Source organism: Gemmata sp. SH-PL17, from assembly GCF_001610855.1.
Taxonomy (GTDB): domain Bacteria; phylum Planctomycetota; class Planctomycetia; order Gemmatales; family Gemmataceae; genus Gemmata; species Gemmata massiliana.
In genome coordinates this window covers 2669380-2685341 of sequence record NZ_CP011271.1, presented here as the reverse complement: position 1 = coordinate 2685341, position 15962 = coordinate 2669380, and the positions used below count along the sequence as shown (strand labels likewise).

General features: G+C 64.2%; 15 protein-coding genes. 7 read left to right on the top strand and 8 right to left on the bottom strand.

The window, feature by feature from the left end:
• Nucleotides 1–335 precede the first annotated feature (335 nt).
• The gene (locus VT84_RS11120; RefSeq protein WP_082839563.1) at nucleotides 336–2372 is read left to right on the top strand and encodes a tetratricopeptide repeat protein; all 2037 of its coding nucleotides are present in this window, start codon (nucleotides 336–338) and stop codon (nucleotides 2370–2372) included.
• A gap of 144 nt (nucleotides 2373–2516) precedes the next feature.
• Here the strand turns inward: VT84_RS11120 and VT84_RS11115 are convergent, their stop codons facing one another.
• The 3 genes from VT84_RS11115 to VT84_RS11105 all read right to left on the bottom strand — a co-directional run bounded on the left by VT84_RS11115 (nucleotide 2517) and on the right by VT84_RS11105 (nucleotide 4843).
• The gene (locus VT84_RS11115; protein WP_052561375.1) at nucleotides 2517–2945 is read right to left on the bottom strand and encodes a DUF4190 domain-containing protein; all 429 of its coding nucleotides are present in this window, start codon (nucleotides 2943–2945) and stop codon (nucleotides 2517–2519) included.
• A 97-nt stretch (nucleotides 2946–3042) separates the two neighbouring features.
• Nucleotides 3043–3828, bottom strand: a complete 786-nt coding sequence (locus VT84_RS11110) for a hypothetical protein (RefSeq protein ID WP_157469427.1) — start codon at nucleotides 3826–3828, stop codon at nucleotides 3043–3045.
• A gap of 172 nt (nucleotides 3829–4000) precedes the next feature.
• A complete protein-coding gene (locus VT84_RS11105; RefSeq protein WP_052561379.1) occupies nucleotides 4001–4843 on the bottom strand; it encodes a TIGR03009 domain-containing protein in 843 nt (280 codons plus the stop codon).
• Nucleotides 4844–5135: 292 nt separating this feature from the next.
• On the opposite strand from VT84_RS11105, the gene VT84_RS11100 reads away from it, so the two are divergent.
• Nucleotides 5136–5744, top strand: coding sequence for an RsmD family RNA methyltransferase (locus VT84_RS11100; RefSeq protein ID WP_052561381.1), 609 nt, complete (start codon nucleotides 5136–5138; stop codon nucleotides 5742–5744).
• Between the two features lie 62 nt (nucleotides 5745–5806).
• The gene (locus tag VT84_RS11095; RefSeq protein WP_052561383.1) at nucleotides 5807–6163 is read left to right on the top strand and encodes a hypothetical protein; all 357 of its coding nucleotides are present in this window, start codon (nucleotides 5807–5809) and stop codon (nucleotides 6161–6163) included.
• A 15-nt stretch (nucleotides 6164–6178) separates the two neighbouring features.
• Here VT84_RS11095 and VT84_RS11090 read toward each other — a convergent pair whose 3' ends face one another.
• Nucleotides 6179–7660 carry an alpha-amylase gene (locus VT84_RS11090; protein WP_082839562.1) on the bottom strand — a complete coding sequence of 494 codons (1482 nt, stop codon included), beginning with the start codon at nucleotides 7658–7660 and terminating at the stop codon, nucleotides 6179–6181.
• Between the two features lie 312 nt (nucleotides 7661–7972).
• Between VT84_RS11090 and VT84_RS11085 the strand changes: the two genes are divergently transcribed.
• The 4 genes from VT84_RS11085 (at nucleotide 7973) to VT84_RS11075 (ending at nucleotide 11159) form a co-directional block, all read left to right on the top strand.
• Complete coding sequence (locus tag VT84_RS11085; RefSeq protein WP_082839561.1) at nucleotides 7973–8782, top strand: zinc-dependent peptidase; 810 nt, start codon at nucleotides 7973–7975, stop codon at nucleotides 8780–8782.
• 140 nt (nucleotides 8783–8922) lie between these two features.
• A complete protein-coding gene (locus VT84_RS11080) occupies nucleotides 8923–9459 on the top strand; it encodes a hypothetical protein (protein WP_052561390.1) in 537 nt (178 codons plus the stop codon).
• A gap of 180 nt (nucleotides 9460–9639) precedes the next feature.
• Nucleotides 9640–10038, top strand: coding sequence for an MFS transporter (locus VT84_RS38370; RefSeq protein ID WP_157469425.1), 399 nt, complete (start codon nucleotides 9640–9642; stop codon nucleotides 10036–10038).
• Nucleotides 10014–11159 (top strand): MFS transporter, encoded by a 1146-nt coding sequence (locus VT84_RS11075; protein WP_162271668.1) that lies wholly within the window; start codon nucleotides 10014–10016, stop codon nucleotides 11157–11159. The genes VT84_RS38370 and VT84_RS11075 overlap by 25 nt, the downstream gene beginning before the upstream one ends.
• A gap of 143 nt (nucleotides 11160–11302) precedes the next feature.
• Here VT84_RS11075 and VT84_RS11070 read toward each other — a convergent pair whose 3' ends face one another.
• The 4 genes from VT84_RS11070 to VT84_RS11060 all read right to left on the bottom strand — a co-directional run bounded on the left by VT84_RS11070 (nucleotide 11303) and on the right by VT84_RS11060 (nucleotide 15757).
• Nucleotides 11303–11737, bottom strand: a complete 435-nt coding sequence (locus VT84_RS11070) for a hypothetical protein (protein WP_157469421.1) — start codon at nucleotides 11735–11737, stop codon at nucleotides 11303–11305.
• A 184-nt stretch (nucleotides 11738–11921) separates the two neighbouring features.
• Entirely contained in the window at nucleotides 11922–14828 is a 2907-nt protein-coding gene (locus VT84_RS11065; RefSeq protein ID WP_157469419.1) for a M1 family metallopeptidase, read from the bottom strand.
• 145 nt (nucleotides 14829–14973) lie between these two features.
• The gene (locus VT84_RS42190) at nucleotides 14974–15204 is read right to left on the bottom strand and encodes a Trm112 family protein (protein WP_390699351.1); all 231 of its coding nucleotides are present in this window, start codon (nucleotides 15202–15204) and stop codon (nucleotides 14974–14976) included.
• 82 nt (nucleotides 15205–15286) lie between these two features.
• Nucleotides 15287–15757 carry an SMI1/KNR4 family protein gene (locus tag VT84_RS11060; protein ID WP_052561400.1) on the bottom strand — a complete coding sequence of 157 codons (471 nt, stop codon included), beginning with the start codon at nucleotides 15755–15757 and terminating at the stop codon, nucleotides 15287–15289.
• Between the last annotated feature and the right edge of the window lie 205 nt (nucleotides 15758–15962).

Genomic DNA, 15962 nt, shown 5'->3' with positions numbered 1-15962 from the left:
AATTTGCCCCAAATTACCGGCAATAATCTCGGAGGGGTGTTTTCGATCATACCTTTGGAGCAAACCCCGCACAACTTCAACCGGTTTAATAGCATGAGCGACGCCCCTCTACCGCCCCCACCATCCGCTGAAGCCCTCGCGGCCTGGGCCGCCGCAGAAGCCGAGGCCGAGCGCGAGCTCGCCGAAATGGACGCCCGGGCCGCCGCAGAAGCGGCCGCGGCCGCAGCCGCCGGAAGCAGCGCGGCCCCAGCGCCCCGACAGGTGGGCACAGCGGCCACGGCCCGCGCCCCCCGTTCTTCCTCAAACTCATCGCGAAGTCGCGCCGGTTCGTCGGCGTGGGCCTCTTCCTGCTGTGCGCGGGCGGCGGCGCGGGCGCGGGCATCGCCTACACGAACAAGATCAAGCACGCGGAAGCCGCAGCAGCCGCGGCCGAGGCCGAGGAACACGCGGACGATGCCCACGCAAAGGATGCCCACGCAAAGGATGCTCACGGGAAGGGCGCGCACACGAAGGGCGCTCACGGCCCCGCGGAGGTGTCCCTCTCGACGCGCATCGACACGCTGATCCGCTCGGGCGCGTATTCGGAAGCGCTGGGGCTGGTCCGCACGGCCCCGCCCAAAACGTTCGGCCCCGACGCGGCCCCGCTCGCGTACCGCGAGGCCCTGTGCCTCGAAGGGCTGGGGAAGTGGAAGGACGCGGACGCGGCCTTTAAGAAGGCCGAGGCCGATACGAACGTGGGCGCGTGGGCGCGGGCGCTCCTGGGCCGGGCGCGGTGCGCGGTCGCGACGGACGAGCCCCAAGCGGCCCGGGCGCTCGCGGACCGCGTGCTGATCCGCTCCGGGCACCCGGAGTGCCGGGGCACGAAGGTCTATGAAGAAGGGCTCCACCTGCGGGCACAGCTCGCCGTGCGCGAACTCGGCGGCGGGCGCGACGTCGACCCGCTCGACGCGGACGCGCTCGCGTGGCCGGTGATGCTCCTGAGCCCGGACAAGAGCCTCGACTGGCTCGCGACCGATACCCCGCCCGTCAGCCCGATCCCGGACGCCGGGCGCGACCTCGTGGAGTTCCACCGCACGGACTCGCACGGCAACGCTGAAATCACCGCGCGCCTGTCGGTGCGGCCCGCGATCCAGGTGCTGCGGGCCATCGCGAAGGCCGCGGGACTGGCGGTGCGGGCCGAAAACGACGTCATCGCGGCCCTGGCCGCCCCCATCGGACCGATCGAGGTCGAGCGCCTGCCGCTCGGTGAGGTGCTCTCCGCGGTCACCGACCGGGCCGGGGTGGTGTGGGACATCCGGGGCGAAACGCTGATCCTCACGCGCGGCTCGCGCCCGTCCGAGGCCGGGGCCACCGCGGAGGCGATCCGCCGACTCCTCGTGCTCGCCCCCGAGCACCCGATGGGCGAGGCCACGCGGGTCACGCTCGCGAACATCGACCTCCGCGCCGGCCGGTTCCGCGCCGCGACCGCCGGGTACAAGCAGGTTCTGGAGAGCGCGGGCACCAGCCAGGACGTCACGCACGCGGCCTTCAACCTGGGGCTGCTCGAACTCAAGGACGGCGTCCGGAACGCGGCCCGGGCGCGGTTCCTGGAAGTCATCGACCGCGCGCCGGGCACCCGCTGGGCGGACACGGCCTGGTACTGGATCGGGCGCACGTACCTCGACGGCGATGCCCCCGAACTGGCCCGCCGCGCGTACATGACCGCGCTGGAAGGCAAAACACCGGAAGTGACCTCGGGCGCGGCCCTCGCGGTGATCGCGTGCGACCTGCTCACGGGGGACACCGAAACCGCCACGGACCGGATCCGCGACACCCGGTTCATCAACCGGGAGGCGCACGCGAACCTGGCGGCCTTTTTCGAGCGCCTCACGCAGTACCGGGTGGCCCCGACCGAGAGCCGGCGCGAGCTGCTCCTCGCCGCGCTCAAGGGCGCGAACGAGGTCCGCGGGCTGGGGCCGGCGGGCGCGTACCTCGCGGGCCGCGTGTACCTCGAACTCGGGATGGCCCAGCAGATGAGCGACCTGTACGACGCGGCCGTTGAAACCGCCCGCGGGCCGATCGCCCTGCGCATGCTGTTCGACACGGCCGAGCGGTTCGACCGGCTCGGGGCGCACAAGCCGGCCCGGTCGCGGTACCTGGCCATCGCCGCCGCGGACCCGGAAGGGCTGGGCGCGCTGGCGGAACTGCGGCTCGCGGCGATGGCCGCCCGCGAGGGCCAGGGCGTGGAAGCCGTCCGCCGGTGCCGGACCATTGTGGACCGGTCGACCGTGTCGCGCGCGGAACTGCTGACCGTCATGGGCCGCGGGTACGAGTTGCAGAAGAAGCACGGGCTGGCCGCCGAGTGCTTCGCCGGCCGCGTTCCCGCCGAATAAGATTGAGTGACACCCACTTCCCCGCGGCACCACCGCGGGGAAGCACCTCCCACAGCTCAACACGTCGCACGTCCGCTCTCAAACCGCTTCGATCTTTTCACCGCACCAACAAGCCGCACCAATTCAAGGCGCGAGGACATCGCGTCACTTGAACTGCCCGAGCGCGGCCACGACCAGCAGCACCGCGAGAACCGTGCTGAAGACGGCCCCCATCACGATCGCGAAGATCGCCCGCACCTTTCCGTCGAGCTTCGGGTTCTTCTTCAGGTGAACGAGCGCCAGGATGCCGAACAGCAGCGCGAACGGGGCCGGCAGGCACAGCACGGAAATCAGCCCGACGTAGCCCGCGATGATGGCGAGGGCCGACGTGTTGAGCGGCACGACCATCTTCAGCGCCGGATCGGGTCCGTCGTCACGCGGGCGGCGGCGCGGGCGCGGGTAATCGTCGTACTCGTCGTCGTCTTCGGGCGGGCGCCGGGGCCGGCGCGGGCGCTCATCGGATTCGTCCCCGGCGCGCTCGCGCGGCGGCCTTCGGTTCGGACGGTCTTCGGGTAAAGGGGTGTCGTCGGGCACAGCGACTCCTGGTTACAACTCGTGTGAGGTACGAAACAACAAAGCCCGCCCGATGAACCGGACGGGCCAGTCGGCCGTTCAGAGACCGGGTGCGGGGTCAGTCCTTCTTCGGGAACGTCGGGCGCAACTTGGCCGTGTCGAACGGCTCGCCCACGAGCCCCTTCCACGCGGTCTTCTGGGTCGCGTCGAGGGCCTCCTCGACCTTCGCCCACGTTTCCTTGCGGAGCTTGTCCACCTTCTTGTTCGCGGCGTCAAACTTCTCCGGGTCGAACTGACCCTTGCCGCCGCCACCCGCTTCGGCGAAGAGTTCGCGGCTCTCCTTGTTGTACTCGTCGACGATCCCCTTCACGGTGCTCTTCTGCGAGTCGCTCAGCTTGAGGGCCGCGGCGACTTCCTTCATGACCGCTTTCTGCGCTTCCGTCGTGCCTCCGAACCCGCCCTTGCCGCCCTTACCGCCGCCCTTACCGCCACCGCCCTTGGCTTCCGGGTCGTTGAACACGGTGAAGTTCATCACCTGGATCGAGATCTGCTTCAGCCGCTTCTTCTGGTCGGCGTTGAGCGTCTCGTCCACGATCTTCTTGACCTCTTCGTTCACCTTCGTGCGCTTCTCGTTCAGCTCGGTGAACTTGTCCTTGTCGAAACCGCCCTTGAACGCCTCGCCGAACTCCTTGTTCATTTCCGCTTGCTTCTCGACGGCCGGCTTGAGCTTGTCCTTCTGCGCGTCGGTCAGCTTGATCTCTTCCTGGAGGGCCGCGTTGGTCAGCACCAGGACGTTCACGTCTTGACCGCCGAACCCGAACCCGCCCCGCCCCGGTTGGGCCGCCACGACTGTGACGATACCCGCGGCCAGCAGAGCCGCAACCAGACACCGAATCGCTCGCATGACGTCCTCTTGGGTAGAGAGGTGAATCGTTCGCCGGTGCGGGTACGAGTTCCCGTCGGCTGTCCACATCGTTACGCCGAGAGAGTGAAAAGGGGATGAGAAAGTAACAAAATGAAAAAAGCCCGCGGCCGAAGTCGCGGGCTTCTCACAAAAGCAATCACTAGAAGCGTTACTACTTACTATTCGGGCGCACCGACCCCCCGGCCGGAACCGTACTACCATTAGCAGCCGGTGCGGGCGGGGCCTCCTGCACCTTCCACCCCTTGATATCGACGAACTGGAAGTGCTTCGCTTCCACTCCCGGAACGTCCACCTGCGGGTTCGCGAACTTCCACACTTCCGTGTCGCCGTTCGGTTTGAGCATGTACACCTGGGCCGGCAAGTATGAGAACTTGGCCGTATTCGCTCCGGGGCCGTACAGTGCCAGGCGCAGGTGCTTGAACTCCTGCTGGTCCTTGCCCAGGCGCGGCTTGATGTCCAGGTAGATGTAGTTCTCGTCGGTCTTGAACAGCGTGATGTCGAACCGCTCCTTGACGTCCTTGGCCTTCATCCCGGCGAGGAAGTCGATCATCAGGTTGTCCACGCCGGCGCCGGCCTTCGGGATCTTGAACGCGGTGATGGTCCTCGCGATCCCGTTGTAAGCGTACACGGCCTTGCCGTCGCAGATGAACGCCTCGTAGTCGGCCTTCGTCGGGTCACCGGTGTTGTTGAGTCGGAGGATCGCGTAGTTCGGCTTCATGCACAGAACCACGGACTCCGGTCCCCCGAAGTTGGTCGTCTTCTTGAAGACCGCGTCGGTGCGGGCGAGTGCCACTTCCGTCCGGAAGTTGACGACGTTCGCCATCCGCTTTTCCCACTCGATGAGGTGCGCATCGAGCTTGGGGTCGGCTTGCGGAGCGGGCTGCACGGCCGGAGGTTGGCCCGCAACGGGTGCGCCGGGCACCGCGGGCGGCTGCGCCCACCCCGCCGAGCCGGTGACCAACAGAGCTGTTAGGGTGAAGCCAGCGGATCGCATCAGAAGCACCTCCTCATTCGGTACGGGCGGACGGAACCGTTGCGGCCTTATAACTTCCGCCCCGCGCCGGGAAAAGGCCGGACCAGGAGGCCGCCCGATCCGCTGTTACAAGGCGCAAATCGCAACGGCACAGCATTTTTCGCGCGGGTCGCCCTCGGACCCAACTCGGGAGCCGGGTCCGAAACTTGGAACTTCTCGGGGCGGGTGGACTTGTAGCGAGTGTGCCGGGTACGGATAGTGATCTGGTGGGGCGCGAGCGAACTCGCCCCGTTGTCACCGTGTCCACACAGCTATGCTTGAAAAAACACAAGTTCGGATCGTTGCCGGGTCGCTCCGCGGGCGGAAGCTCACTGTCGTGGTCCACGACGGGATGAGACCGACACCGCAAATGGTGCGCGAGGCGCTCTTTAGCATCCTCGGTAACGCGATACCGGACCGCGTCTTTTACGACATCTTCGCGGGGACCGGGGTCGTCGGTCTGGAAGCGGTGAGCCGCGGGGCCACGTCCGCCCGCCTCATCGAAAAGGACCAGCGCCAGGGCGCGGACATCCAGAAGTACGCAGAAGAGTTCGGCGTCGGCGACAAGGTGCAGGTGCTGAGGGCCGATGTGTACCGCTGGGCCGAGCGCTGGATCGCGCCCAAAGACGCGGTGAACCTGTTCCTCAGTCCGCCGTTCCCGGACCTGAGTCAGAAAGCCGAAGAATTCCTCACGCTGGTGAACGTACTCCTCAGCAAAGCCCCGCCCGATTCCGTGCTCACCATCCAGGCCGAAGACGGCTTCCCCGCGGAGCGGCTCCCCACACCAGAAGCGTGGGACATCCGCAGTTACGGCCGGAACATGCTCCTCTTTTATGTGGTTCCGCGCCCCGGCGAGGCGCCCGAGGCACCCGCCCCAGCGTGATGTTCAATGGGGAAATACCTCGCAGTGTTGTCCAAGAGAGGAAGCGATCCGCGACCGAGACTATGAACAGAATCGAAATGAACTTCACGGACGCACTGCGGGCCTACGACACACCCGAATTTCGCGACGCACTGACCGGTCAACTGGAGAAGCACTATAGCGCGCTCCCGTTGGGATCGGGGTGCAAGCGCGGCGGATACCCTCAAACGGGGGCGACGATCACCGTTCGCGATGTCGTCGCCAACCACGAGCGAATTACAGCCGACGTCACCATCCGCTTTGCGGAAGCCTTCAGTTCGGGTTGCTCCGAAGCGCCCAGCGAAGAGTTGCGGTGGGTCGATTGTCGCGTCTCCATCCAGAGAGTCGACGGCTCCGCAACCATCGAAGCGGTTGCACCCGAGCGCCCGGAAGAGTTCTGATTCACGAACGCCGGCTTATTCCTGAACCCAGACCGAAACCGAACCGCCTTTACACCGGAACTCGCCGAACCCGTCGTCGTTGACCACGACCGATTCTGCGATGTGTCCAGTGAGATCGCGGAACGTCGTTCCACCCGGGCGCCCGGTCCCCATCCACTTCGTGCCCTCGGACTTGTCACTCAGGAGCACTGCCATCGCCTTCGGGTGCTCCTCGTTCCCCATCCGCACCCACCCGATCCGGTTCCAGTGGTCGAAGTAGTCGACCTGCTCGCCGTAGGCGTACTCCTTCCGCGCCTTCAGGAACGTATCGATCAGCACCCGGTGCGACGGCAACACAACCTTGTGCCGGTTCCCGTCGTGGCCGAAATCCTCGTACTCGGCGCCGTAATAATCCGGGTAGAACAGGCACGGGTACCCGTCGCGTCGCAGAAGTATGGCCGCATACGCGAGCGGAACGAACCACGGCTCGATCACCGATTCGAGCGACTGCAACGGCTGCGAGTCGTGATTGGTCACGAACGTGACCGCTTGCAACGGCCGCTCCTTCACGAGCGTCCCGTCGAACAGTTGGCGCATGTCGTAGTTCCCGTTGGACCGACTCGCCGTGTGGAAGTTGTAGTGCAGTGGCACGTCGAACGCGGTGAACAGCGGGCCGGCTTCGTCCAGGAACCAGTGCAACTCAGCTAGATTGCCGGACCAATACTCCGCGACCGTAAACAGTTCCTTCCCGGCGTGCTTCTGCATGTGTTCGAGCCACGCGGGGAAGATCGGGGCCGAGATGTGTTTGACCGCATCGAACCGGAACCCGTCCACCCCGGTGGTATCCATGAACCACCGGCCCCACGTGTTCAGTTCGTCGTTTACCTCCTGTGACTCGAAGTCCAGATCGGCCCCCATCAGGAAGGCGTAGCTCCCGAATTCGAGCGATGTGCGATCGTCCCACCTCTTGCCCTCGAACAGGTAAACCGTGCTCTTGTCTTCGGGGTTGTTGTGGTCGTAATCGCACCCGTCGAAGTGGCGCCAGTTCCACTCGAACGCCGAGTGCGCTTTGTTGCGCCCCTGGAACGTGAACGACGTGGGTACCCGAATCTCACGCGGCTCGCCCTTCGGTGTGCGCCGGTCGTCGATCGGGAACGGGGTGGCGCGCACGGTCTCGAACCCGTCGGCCCCGAGGCGATGGTTCAAAACAATGTCGGCGTACACCCGAACCCCCGCGGCCTGAAGCGCCTTGACCGCCGCGAGGTACTGAGCGCGGGTGCCGTACTTGGTGCGCACGGTTCCCTTCTGATCGAACTCTCCGAGATCGTACAGGTCGTACACCCCGTACCCGACATCCTTGGTACCGTTGGTTCCCTTTGAGGCGGGCGGGAGCCAGAGGGCGTCGATCCCGGCCGCGGCCAGTTCGGGCGCGCGCTGAGCGACCTCGTCCCAGAACGCTCCGTCGTCGCGCGTGTACCAGTGGAAGAACTGCATCATGACCGCGTTGTGCTCGCTCATTGGCGCTCGGCTTGTTGAGGGCGACCAACGGGCTGCACGCTCGGCGTCGGTCGAATTCGGTTAACCCAGAATAAATCGAGCGGCCCCGGCAATCACGCGCCGGGGCCGCTCTAAAAGTCCGGTTAATGCACACGGCGCGCCGAAAGTGAGTTTCGGCGCGCGACCCACGAATTCGCGACGAGCTTCGGAAATGAGTGGTACCTATTGAACCGGCCCGCACAAATAGGGGAACTCCAGTTCCCGTCGCCCCCGGGCCAAGCACCCAATCGGGCCTTCGTACCGGCCCGGTCCGCATCGCGGTACAATGACCGCATGCTGTTCTCCTGGCTCCGCACTCGCCGTCGGCGCAAACTGCTCGCCGAACCGTTCCCGCTCCGGTGGACCGAGTTCCTCGAACGGAACGTCGGGCATTACACGCGCCTGTCTCCTTCCGATCAGGCGCGTGTCCGGGACGCGACCTGCATTCTCATCGCCGAGAAGCAGTGGCTCGGGCGCGGCGGGTTGTTCATCACCGAGGAAATGCGCGTCACCATTGCGGCGCAAGCGGCCCTGCTGCTCCTCGATTCTGATCGCGGTTTTTATCCGTGGGTGCGCGAGGTCGTCGTGTTTCCGACCGAGTTCCGAACGCCGGTCGCAGGCGACGACTGGGAAGACGACTGGCTGTCCGACCAGCCACTCGCCGGGCAAGCAGTGGACCGCGGTCCGGTGCTACTTGCATGGGACGAGGTGCTGAGCGAGGGCCGGGCGCCGGACGCGGGCTACAACGTCGTCCTCCACGAATTCGCCCACCAGCTCGATTTCCTCGACGGCGCCTCCGCGGGCGCCCCGAACCTCAACGACCGCGCGCTTGAAACGCGGTGGAAGTACGTGATGCGCGTCGCGTTCGAGGACCACCGCCGGGCCATACGTGAGAGCAACCCGGACACCCTCTTCACACCCCACGCGGCCGACAATGAAATGGAGTTTTTCGCCGACGCGACCGAAGCCTTTTTCTGCCGCGCGATTGATCTGAAGGAACTGCACCCGGAAATGTACACGCTGCTCGCGGCGTACTACGGCATCGACTCGGTCACCCGGTTCAGAACCGGAGAACGGGAAGAAAAATTCAAGATTAACCCCTGACCCTCCCACGAGCCGAAATCACTCCTGACTTGCCTTTTCTGCCTTTTTGTTGCGTCCCGCTCAGTCGATAGATATTGAACCGGGCCAGTTACGCGGAAGACGCACCGGGAACGCTTGTACTTCGACGGAAGGAGCCGTCCGTGGACATACCACCGCATGTTCGGGCACGCGGGTACGAGCGGGATTCACCGGACGACCCGTTATTCGGGCGGTACATCCGCATCGACCTGACCGAGCGCCCGAACCTCGAACTAACGTTCGACGCGGTCGCGCACATGGTCGTGTACGGGCAACAGGCTTCCGAAGTGGTACCGTTCTCACGGGTCGCGTGGGCGGTCCTGGTGTTCGGCATCGAGCCGCACGAGCGCGAGCGCATCGCGGAAGTCCAGAACCAATACAGCGCGATGTGGGAGCGTTACCCCAACCTGTGGCCGAAGTTGCGCGAGCGCGAGTGCGTGTTCAGCGTGTGGTTCGTAGACCGCGCTACACGCCCGTTCCTCGGCTGCTTGTGCGACGAGAACCCGTGGGACGTGTGGGCGTCCGGGCGCGACGTGCGCGAAGAGCGCTTCTTCCGCAAACTGCTCTCCAGCCGCCAACTGCCCATCTTGATGGCACTGAACGCGGTTCACCCCGCGGAACTCCGGGGATCGTGGGGCACACTCGGTCAGGCAGCATAAAAAGTCGTTCTTCCCGGGGTGCGTTCGCACAACGAACCGCCCCGGGATCATTCACCACATCGCGATGAATCCGCCCTCAAGCTCAAACGGGGCGATTTCTGGTTGCCCCTTGCCCATCCCGCGCGGTTCCGCCATTCTGCACATCATCCCTCCCGCTTGCTCCGTTTGGACACCTTCTCAATGAGCCTGCCCGCAGCCACGTCCCGCGGTCGCAACCTCGCGCTCCTCGCCGCACTGCTCGGCTGGATGTTCGACGGCATGGAAATGGGCCTGTTCCCGCTCCTCGGGCGCGACGCGCTGCGCGAGTTGCTGCACTCCAACGCCGACAAAGACACCGTGAACCGCTGGTACGGCGTGATCCTCGCGTGCTTCCTTGTCGGAGCCGCGACAGGAGGGGTGCTGTTCGGCTGGCTGGGAGACAAGATCGGGCGCGTTCGCGCAATGACGATAAGCGTGCTGCTGTACTCGCTATGCAGTGGGCTGAGCGCGCTGTCGCAAGAGGCGTGGCACCTGGGATTGCTCCGCTTCGTCGGCGCACTGGGAATGGGCGGCGAGTGGGCGCTGGGGTCGCGCTGGTAATGGAGTTGTGGCCGAACACGTCGCGTGCGTGGTTGGCCGGCTGGATCGGGGCGTTCGGGAACCTCGGGTACCTGATTTGTGGCGGCATCGCGCTGGGTTTGAACCACACGGAACCCGGTCAGCTTCCGCGGTGGCTCACCAGCGTCGGTGTCCCCGACGATTGGGCGACAGCACTCACGGCACACCGGAACTGGCGCCTGCTGATGCTCGTCGGGGCGATTCCCGCTCTCATGACACTGCTGATTCGGCTGTTCGTGCCCGAATCCGACAAGTGGACGAAGGAGAAAGAAGCGGGGCGCGCGTCGCACTGGTCGGAAGTGGACCTACTCGGCGTGCTCGTGGGGGCCACGGCAGCATTGGGGGTGATCTACCTGTGGGCGCTCCCGCCCGGGGAACTCGCGTTTGCAGTGCGTGTTGCGGGTTCGGTCGTGGGATTGGTGGTGGTGATCGTCGGTTACCTGCACCCGGTGCGCGGGTACCTGTCGCGCGGGTCTCTCCCAGTGGAAGCGCGCAGCAAAACGCTCCGGCGCATGCTGCTCGCGGCCGGGTTGAGCGGCGTCCCGCTCCTCGGCACCTGGGCCGGGCTGATGTGGATGTATATGTGGGTGGATAAGATCCCCGGCGGTAACGTACCCGACGCGAAACCCTGGATGCAAATGACGTCGTCGGTGGGGGCGGCAATCGGGTGCGTGGTCGCTGCGGTGGTCGGCGGCTACTTCGGGCGCCGACCGGTGTACGCGGTCCTATGTGTCGTCTCGATGGTGACGATGATCGCGTTCTACCAGCAGGGGCGACTCTACGCCGAAGGCGCGCCGCCGTTCGACACCACGTTCGTGCTGTTCTCGGGGCTGCTCGGGCTGATTTCGGCCGCGTTTTACGGCTGGCTGCCGCTCTACCTGCCGGAACTGTTCCCCACCGCGGTGCGCGCCACCGGACAGGGCTTCGGCTTCAACTTCGGGCGCATCATCGCGGCCGTCGGGCAACTCCAAATGGCGAACCTGCTGCGCGCCTTCAACGACGACTACGCACAGGCGTGCGCCGTGGTCGCGGGCGTTTACCTCGTGGGTCTGGTGCTCATTGTGTTCGCGCCTGAGACGAAGGGGCAACCACTACCGGAGTGAGAGGACAAAGAGGCAGATCAGAAGGCAAAGGACAGCAGAGCCGCGGATAAACGCAGATCACGCGGATCAAAAAGCACGATGCCCACAAAGGTTATGTTCTTTGTGGGCATCGTGCGTTCAATCGGTTACGAAAGGCGACCAACTCAAATCAACACCTTCCCTGCGCGTTGGCACCCGCAGGCGGCGCACACCGGGCACACGCGCCACTTGTACGCCTTTTCGCTGCACGACGGGCACTCGTCGTTGAACCGCTCGTCGACAGGGGTCTTGCACCGCCAGCAGTGGTCGAGCTTGTCGCCCTTCCGCTTGGCCTTCTTGGTGTGAGCGGCCTTCGGTTCGTGTGCCGCGAGCCGCTCTCCCAAGTAACCGCGGAGAACGTTCGCGTAGCGCACGTCTTCCGCCGTAAACACGTCCTTGATTTCGGCGTACAGTGCGTTCAGTTGCTCGATGGCACTCGCGGCTTCTTCCGCGACCGCCGCGGAGCCCCGGGATTTAACGACGACCACACGAAGCTGCTCGATCGCGGCCTCTACACGGCGCTGCTGTTTCTCGGTCGCCGAGAGGGTGGCATTTGGCATTGGGTACTCGAGTTGGTTCGTCAGTTGGTAGCGAGACGCATTCTTATTGTACCTAAATTGCGCAATCATTTCGCTCCGAGTCCGTGAAAACGGCCCGGATAACTTCAAACGCGGGTGCGCGACGGCGCGAAATCGCGCCAAAAATCCAGTGAAAATACGGATACTGAGTTCGGAGTGAGTGCGTTCAAAATGCGTGCTGGACGCCGAACCAGAATTGCAGCGGTCCCCCGCCGTTGAGTGGTTTACCCACGTCGAATCGCAGCGTGGCGCGTTCGATGAAGCTGAACACCGCGACATCCACGCGAAGCCCCGCACCGACCGCATGGGCGACGTTTCCGCCCACGAGTCGGCCGTTGGCGTAGACACCACCCACGTCGTAAAAGGTCGCGAGCCAGACGTTCCGCGCCCCAATGCTGTGATCGAGCGCGTCCCAGGTCACGTTCCGCGCGAGCGGCCAGCGCATTTCCAGGTTCGCCACCCACAACGCACTGCCCTGGCGCTCCGCGAGGTCGAACCCGCGGAACAGCGTGCCGCCGCCCAGTGCGAAGAACTGCCCTCGGTCCGGAGTCGCGAACTGACCCACGACGCGCCCTGCGAGCCGCGCGACGCGGAGCGGGCCGGTCCATTCGGGCAACGTGTGAACCGCCGCGAGTTCCACGCGCCCCTGTGCCATCGGTTTCCAACCGTCCGCGAAATTCGCCTGACCGCCGGCCGCCATCGCGTCGGCCCAGAGCCCGCACTCGGGATCCCAGTACGGCGTGTACAGGTTCAGGCGCACGTGCCAGCCCGCCATCCAGAGCCGGTCCCAGCGATCGCCCTCGGGTCGGCGTGCGAACGGCAGGAAGTTGTCCTGGTAGGTCACGAACCCTTCGTCGTACAACATCGGCGGCAAATACAAACTCGACGACTCCTTGTGAATGTTCCGCAAGTAGATCGACCCGCGTTGTGCCCCGCTCGCGCCGTCCAACCCGCCCCACGGCCCGCCGATCCGCGTTTCCCAGTTCGCACCGACCTCGCGGTGCTCGAACAGCAACTTACCGTCGACGCCCACGACCGCGTCGCGGTAGTCCGAGCGGACCGCGGTGTACGCCCCGGCCGTGTAGCGCTCGGTGCGGAGCCCGCCCGCCCGCAGCCCGGCCATCGTGGAGCGCGTGTACCACGGGTCTTGCGCGGTCGGCCCCCACACCCACGGACCGACGGTAAAGTTCCAGCGGTCGTAATCCGACGTGAGCCCCGTCTCGTCGAGCATCGTGTACAGCGGCGTGACGCGCGCCTTGACCGACGGCTTCCACCGGTTGTTATTGGGGTTCGCATCGAGCAACACGTGGTCGGGGTCAACGGTCACCTGCTCCGGCTCGAACGGCAGCTCCAGGTCCACGCGCCATCTGTTGTCACTGAGCGGGGTCGCGGTCGCGTTGTGCTGCTCGAATTTCACCGGTTCCGAGAACGGACCAACCGGTACCCGAACGGTGTTGGTGCCGCGCGTGAATTCGAGGAGCGTCGGTTCCGTGAACTCGCGGCTCTGCTTCACCGTAACGGACACGGAATAGCCGGTCCGAGAGCGCGGGCCGTTCATCGGCTCAACGGTGACACGATCGACCGACCAATCCGTTAACCCCTTGCCGAACACCCAGCGCTGGAAGAACTCGCCCCAATCCCGACCGGTGTACGCTTCGAGTTCGGCCCGCAGCAGTTCCGATGAGAGAATCGACCACGAGTATTTCTTCACGATGCCGCGAATGAAGTCGAAAAACGCGGCCTCGCCGAGCCGGTCCTCGATCATCCCGAACACCCGCGACCCGCGGTCATAAGCCCCCGTAAACAGGCCGAACAGGTGTTTGTACTGGGGCAGTTCCTGCGCCGCGGGGGGCATCTCGTTGTTGCGGATCGCGTGGTACATGCTGCCGTTGCGATAGTTCTCGCGATAAATGTTCGGCAGCCACTCCAGGCCCTTCGGCCACGCCAGGAACGTGTTGTTCTTACCGTGTTTGGTGTCGATGAGACGGTGCGTGAAGTACGCGGCCGCGCCTTCGTCCAGGTACGGCTCGGTGAACCCGTTCGTGCCGATCATGTTGTACCACCACTGGTGGCACGTCTCGTGTGACACGAGGTATTCGACGTACCCACGCGCGAGGTGCGGCATCCCGAAGACGCGGTCGTCCACCATGATGAGCCCGCCGCACTCGTTCCCGTTCCACCCGAAGTAGGACTCCGCGACGGTAAACTGCGAGTACGGGTACGGCCCGAACCACTGCGAGAAGGTCGAGATCGCCTCGCCGACGATCTTCAGGATTTCCGTGGCGTAGAACTCGTGCTGCGCGAACGCGAGGCACCGCAACTTTACTTCGCGGCCGTCCGGGAGCTTCGTAGAGCTGGTGAACTCCTGGTAGCGCGCGGACGAAAGAACCGCGAAATCGCGCCCCAAGAACGGCTCGAATAAAACCTTTTTCTTGTTACCGGGAAGCTTCTGTTCGGACTTGATGACCGCCGAGCACGCGACCTTCTCGTTTTCCGGCACCGTGACCGTCGCACGGAAAACGCCGGCTTCGTTGTACCAGGGTTGGTGCCACGGCACGAACGGCATCGGCTTCCACCCGCCGTCGTCGCACACCGCGAGCAACGGGAGCGCGTTCGTGAGGAACGTCACACCCTCGTAATACCCCCAGCGCCCCTGCTTGTTGGGCAACAAGATATCACACACCAACTCGATCGTGACACTCTGCCCCGGTTGTACAGCGTTCGGAAGGCTGAAGCGTAGCGCGGTCGTGTTCTTCTCGTCGTAGCTGTAACTCAGAGGAGTGGGCGCCGAGTTAGCAGCGAGAAGATGCGCGCTGCTGACGTTGCCGGCCTTACCGTGACGATCGATGCCCAGTGACGGCTGGAGGCGCAACAGTTCGAGCGTCTTCGCGAACAACAGCGATTCGCCCGCGGGCACCTGAAAGTGCGGGTAGAAGTTAAAAACAAGCTGATCTGTTGCCGTTTTGGTTGTGTTGATCCACGTCACACGCTCGCGAATTGTGGCGCGGTGCGTGGTGTCATCGATGCTGATATCGAGATCGTACTGCGGACGGACCGGTGACTCAGCAGCCAACGCAGGTGCGTCAGCCGCTTCTATTGAAGATGGGGACAAAACGAGCGCCGCGAAAAGAAGCGCGGCCCGCGCCGTCCACGACAAAAATGTAAGGTAAGTGGTCCTCACGGCCGTGGCATAGCGTAAGGCGGCTGAAGACACCAGTTCAGTTGGAATTCTTCCGGCGATTCGCCCGGCGATGACAGGGAAGTTGGCTCACTTCGCGCATCCCGGCCGGCAAATCAGCCTCGTCCGGTACGAGCACAGGTAAGCCCTGTTTGATGGGGAAATGCACCGAGCACCCGGAGCAAACGAGTTGTTGCTCGTCGCGGCGAAGAGTGGCTTCGCGCTCGGGGTCAAGCGGACAGCGAAGTTGTGCGAGGAAGGCGTCGTCCATGAAGTTTAATGTAGGCGGTCCGGTCGAAACGTGGACAATTTCATTCCGAACAAAACAGGTCAGACGCATTCGGCCGGCATAGCTAATCGTCTTCCGCCCAAGCCGAGTACATGCCTCGCAAGTCCTCGATCAACCACGTCTCGTAATTCGGAGCGAGTTCATTAAACGGCGTTTTGCGGAACGGCATGTGGTAAATCACTGGATGCTCGCCGTCCGATGCAGTGCGGCTGAAGTCCAAACAAGTGAACCCATCTTGGTCCGGTTGCACAACGAGATAATGTACCGGAAGTTGGCACCATGCGCGGGCGCGCTGCGTGTCTGCCCAAGCCGATCCACGAGGACCGTCAATTGTGCCACAGATGATTCCCGAATACGGTGAATCAACAATGCTGAATCCACCGAAGTGCGTCAAAAAAGCCCGGTAGTTCGTTGGCATCGGCTGCCCGAATGCCGCTTCGATTTGCTGGATCAGATCCTCAGTAGTCGGTTCGTAAACGTGTACTTCCGGCTCTAGCTCTTGCATTCGAGCGAGCAAGGCAGCGACCTCATCCATTCGCATCTCGGTTCGGTTGCAAAATGGTTGGCGTCGGTGGTTTGTGTGTGATGAGTTCGGTGGAGATGTACGGATTCTAAGTACGTAAAAAATCCCCCACCCATTTTGCAACGGGTGGGGGATGAGTATATCTCGGCAAGTCGGTAGCGATAGAAGAGCGGTGCGGGTGATATGGGATTCGCCACGCTGCTCAAGGCGTGCGATC

Coding starts and splice junctions, on each gene's coding strand:
- VT84_RS11110 (WP_157469427.1), bottom strand. CDS start 3,828: ATGCGAGCGATTCGGTGTCTGGTTGCGGCTCTGCTGGCCGCGGGTATC.
- VT84_RS11105 (WP_052561379.1), bottom strand. CDS start 4,843: ATGCGATCCGCTGGCTTCACCCTAACAGCTCTGTTGGTCACCGGCTCG.
- VT84_RS11100 (WP_052561381.1), top strand. CDS start 5,136: ATGCTTGAAAAAACACAAGTTCGGATCGTTGCCGGGTCGCTCCGCGGG.
- VT84_RS11095 (WP_052561383.1), top strand. CDS start 5,807: ATGAACAGAATCGAAATGAACTTCACGGACGCACTGCGGGCCTACGAC.
- VT84_RS11090 (WP_082839562.1), bottom strand. CDS start 7,660: ATGAGCGAGCACAACGCGGTCATGATGCAGTTCTTCCACTGGTACACG.
- VT84_RS11085 (WP_082839561.1), top strand. CDS start 7,973: ATGCTGTTCTCCTGGCTCCGCACTCGCCGTCGGCGCAAACTGCTCGCC.
- VT84_RS38370 (WP_157469425.1), top strand. CDS start 9,640: ATGAGCCTGCCCGCAGCCACGTCCCGCGGTCGCAACCTCGCGCTCCTC.
- VT84_RS11070 (WP_157469421.1), bottom strand. CDS start 11,737: ATGCCAAATGCCACCCTCTCGGCGACCGAGAAACAGCAGCGCCGTGTA.
- VT84_RS42190 (WP_390699351.1), bottom strand. CDS start 15,204: ATGGACGACGCCTTCCTCGCACAACTTCGCTGTCCGCTTGACCCCGAG.
- VT84_RS11060 (WP_052561400.1), bottom strand. CDS start 15,757: ATGGATGAGGTCGCTGCCTTGCTCGCTCGAATGCAAGAGCTAGAGCCG.